4 protein-coding genes are annotated in these 3,183 nt (G+C 56.8%); 2 read left to right on the top strand and 2 right to left on the bottom strand.

Annotation, left to right across the window (positions count from 1 at the left end; genetic code table 11):
- A partial coding sequence (locus tag H6B10_RS13545) for a DUF1700 domain-containing protein (protein WP_204652091.1) occupies positions 1-513 on the bottom strand: 513 nt, incomplete at its 3' end.
- 4 nt (positions 514-517) lie between these two features.
- The gene (locus H6B10_RS13540; RefSeq protein ID WP_204652090.1) at positions 518-850 is read right to left on the bottom strand and encodes a PadR family transcriptional regulator; all 333 of its coding nucleotides are present in this window, start codon (positions 848-850) and stop codon (positions 518-520) included.
- A gap of 393 nt (positions 851-1,243) precedes the next feature.
- Here H6B10_RS13540 and scfA point away from each other — a divergent pair, with 393 nt between their 5' ends.
- Positions 1,244-1,390 (top strand): six-cysteine ranthipeptide SCIFF, encoded by a 147-nt coding sequence (gene scfA, locus H6B10_RS13535; RefSeq protein ID WP_204652089.1) that lies wholly within the window; start codon positions 1,244-1,246, stop codon positions 1,388-1,390.
- Between the two features lie 80 nt (positions 1,391-1,470).
- A complete protein-coding gene (scfB, locus tag H6B10_RS13530) occupies positions 1,471-2,925 on the top strand; it encodes a thioether cross-link-forming SCIFF peptide maturase (RefSeq protein ID WP_204652088.1) in 1,455 nt (484 codons plus the stop codon).
- Positions 2,926-3,183: the final 258 nt, after the last annotated feature.

Here is a 3,183-nt window from a genome sequence, read left to right as displayed (position 1 = left end):
CAGGACCAGCAGCTGCCAGCAGCCGTACCCGGCCAGGAACAGCGCCACCCCGAATACCGCACACAGGGCAAAGACCATGACCGGGTTGCTTACCCCCGCCACACCGATGTACTGCACACCGGGAATCCCCAGCTGCAGCGCGGTATCCACCAGTTTGACCGCCCCCAGCAGCGGGGCCGCAATCCCGCACAGCATAAAGACAGGCGCACAGATGATCAGGGTGGGGATCACGAACAGACCGGACAGCCCGGCTACGCTGTAATAGGCACACAGGGCCAGCACTCTCGTCCAGCTGAAGGAGGTATCCTTTGTGATCAGGTCGCTCAGGTAGGCTTTGGCCAGTTCCCCGGGTTTGCCCAGCCGCGCCACCACTTCCTCGGCGGTTTTTCCCTCCGCCTGCAGTTCCTGTATCTCGCTCTTGATTTCCTTTACAATATCCACCCGTTCCGAACTGGGCAGGGGTTTCAGGCATTTCTCGACTTTTTCGAGATACGCTTCCAAACATTTCTCCATGATTTTATTCTCCTTTCACCTGGTTGATGGCCTCCAGCAGATGTTCCCACTCGGTTGACATGGCGGCAAGATACTCCTGCCCTTTGGGGGTAATGGAGTAATATTTTCTCGGCGGCAGCCCTTCCGCGCTCTCCTGCCAGTAGGAGGAGATGTATTCTTCTTTCAACAATCTGCGCAGCAGCGGGTAAATGGTATTTTCCTTTGCCGCCAGGATCGGGTACTGTTCCAGCCGTTGGATGATCTCATACCCGTAGATGGATTTTTGCCGGATCATCAGCAGAATGCAGAATTCCAGCGTTCCGCGCTTGATTTGTGATTTCCAGTCGTCAAGATTCATATACTGTGCCTCCTGTATGTACATCGTACTACACAGTATATCAAATGTCAATAGGCCCCGAAAAGTTTTCCACAGAGAGGTGCACTCGCTGTGGACGCTTTCGCCCCCGGTATTCACACCCTGTTCACAGATCGTATATTTTGGGGCAGTTATCCACTGTGTAAAGGGGTTATCCACGTTGAATTTGTTGAAAACTCTGTTGAAAGGGTGGAAAACTCACCCCTTTTTCCTGTTGAAAATGTGGAAAACCCTGTGGAAATCCCATGGCAAGCGGATTTTGCTGCCAGAGTTTTCCACAAGGGCAAGGTGAACACCTTGGTTTATCTTGACAAGGTTCCCGGATGTGTGTACAATAAGAATAATCCAAAATTGTGCAAAGGAGTGACTGTTGTAATGAAGCACATTCAGACTCTCGAGACCCGTGATATGGTGAAGAGCCTCCAGAACGGTGGCTGCGGCGAGTGCCAGACCTCCTGCCAGAGCGCCTGCAAGACCAGCTGCGGCATCGCGAACCAGCCCTGCGAGAAGGCAGAGAACTGATTTTTTCCAATCTGGCAATCGTGCCGGGCAGCCCGTGCGGCGCCCGGCATTTTCTATGGTTTTCAACAAGGAGTTAATCCATGATCCATCAATACAAACTGGGCGGTTACAACATCGTGCTGGACGTGTTCAGCGGCAGCGTGCACGCGGTGGACGATGTGGCCTATGACGCCATCGCCCTGATCGACGCCGGGAACACCCGGGAAGAAGCCGCCGCCGCGCTGGAGAAAAAGTATGCCGGCCGCGCCGACGTGACCCCCGCCGATATCCGGGACTGCCTGGACGACATCGACGAGCTGACCGCCGAGGGCAAGCTGTTTGCCCCCGACGCCTACGCCGACCATGCCTTTGATTTCAAGAACCGGTCCAATGTGGTCAAGGCCCTTTGCCTGCATGTAGCCCATACCTGCAACCTGAACTGCAGCTACTGTTTTGCGGCCCAGGGCAAGTTCCACGGCGAAGCGGGCCTGATGAGTTTTGAGACCGGCAAACGGGCGCTGGATTTCCTGGTGGAAAATTCCGGTACCCGCCGCAACCTGGAAGTGGACTTTTTCGGCGGCGAACCGCTGATGAACTTTGAGGTGTGCAAGCAGCTGGTGGCCTATGCCCGCAGCATCGAGAAAGCCGCCGGCAAGAATTTCCGGTTCACCCTGACCACCAACGGCATCGGCATCACCGATGAAGTCATCGAGTGGGCCAACAAGGAATGCTACAATGTGGTGCTTTCGCTGGACGGCCGCAAGGAAGTGAACGACCGGTTCCGGGTGGACCTGGCGGGCAACGGCAGCTATGACCGCATCGTGCCCAAGTTCCAGAAGCTGGTGGCTTCCCGCGGCGGCAAGGGCTATTATATGCGGGGCACCTTCACCCACCACAACGTGGATTTCACCAACGATCTGTTCCACATGGCGGACGATCTGGGATTCACGGAGCTGTCCATGGAGCCGGTGGTGGCTCCGGCCGACTCCCCCGAGGCCCTGACCGAGGAGGACCTGCCCAAGCTGTTTGACCAGTACGAGCTGCTGGCCAAGGATATGCTGCGCCGCCAGAAAGCGGGCAAGCCCATCACCTTCTACCATTATATTCTGGACCTGAAGCACGGCCCCTGCATCTACAAGCGGATCTCGGGCTGCGGTTCCGGCACCGAGTACATGGCCGTGACCCCCTGGGGCGATCTGTATCCCTGCCACCAGTTTGTGGGCGACCCGGATTACAAGCTGGGCAACGTGTGGGACGGCGTGACCAACACCGCTTTGCGGGACGAGTTCAAACTCTGCAACGTCTATGCCCGGCCGGACTGCAAGGATTGCTGGGCACGGCTGTACTGCGCGGGCGGCTGCGCGGCCAACGCCCTGCACGCCACCGGCGACATCCACGGCACCTACGAGTACGGCTGCAAGGTGTTCCGCAAGCGTATGGAGTGTGCCCTGATGATTCAGGTTGCCCAGCGCCTGGACCCTGAACTGGCCCGCAACGCCGTCCAGTACGAGAGCGACTGCGACGGCTGCGGCGAAACCAAAGACGGCTGCGACTAACCTACTTTCTTTGCCCCCTACTTTCTTTGCAAAGAAAGTAGGCAAAGAAACTCCGACCTTTTACCCGGGAAGCAGCAATGGAGGGAATTTCCATTCCTTGCCGTTACCAAAGAAACAAGGCAAAGAAACTCCAACCTTTCACCCGGAAAGCGGCAAGACCAAGTTCATTCAGGAAACCATGGAGGACCCCCAGTTCGATTCCGGCGACAAGACCCTGTTGCTGGTCTGCGAAGAGGGCGAGGAAGAATACGATCCCGA

Origin of the sequence: Gemmiger formicilis (assembly GCF_016901605.1) — a bacterium.
In the GTDB taxonomy this organism is placed as follows: Bacteria; Bacillota; Clostridia; order Oscillospirales; family Ruminococcaceae; genus Gemmiger; species Gemmiger formicilis_B.
The sequence above is the reverse complement of the archived record's forward strand: the minus strand, read 5'-3'. Positions and strand labels throughout refer to the sequence as shown.

Excerpts from the sequence above, each read along its gene's own strand:
- H6B10_RS13540 (WP_204652090.1), bottom strand. The coding sequence starts at position 850 with ATGAATCTTGACGACTGGAAATCACAAATCAAGCGCGGAACGCTGGAA.
- scfA (WP_204652089.1), top strand. The coding sequence starts at position 1,244 with ATGAAGCACATTCAGACTCTCGAGACCCGTGATATGGTGAAGAGCCTC.
- scfB (WP_204652088.1), top strand. The coding sequence starts at position 1,471 with ATGATCCATCAATACAAACTGGGCGGTTACAACATCGTGCTGGACGTG.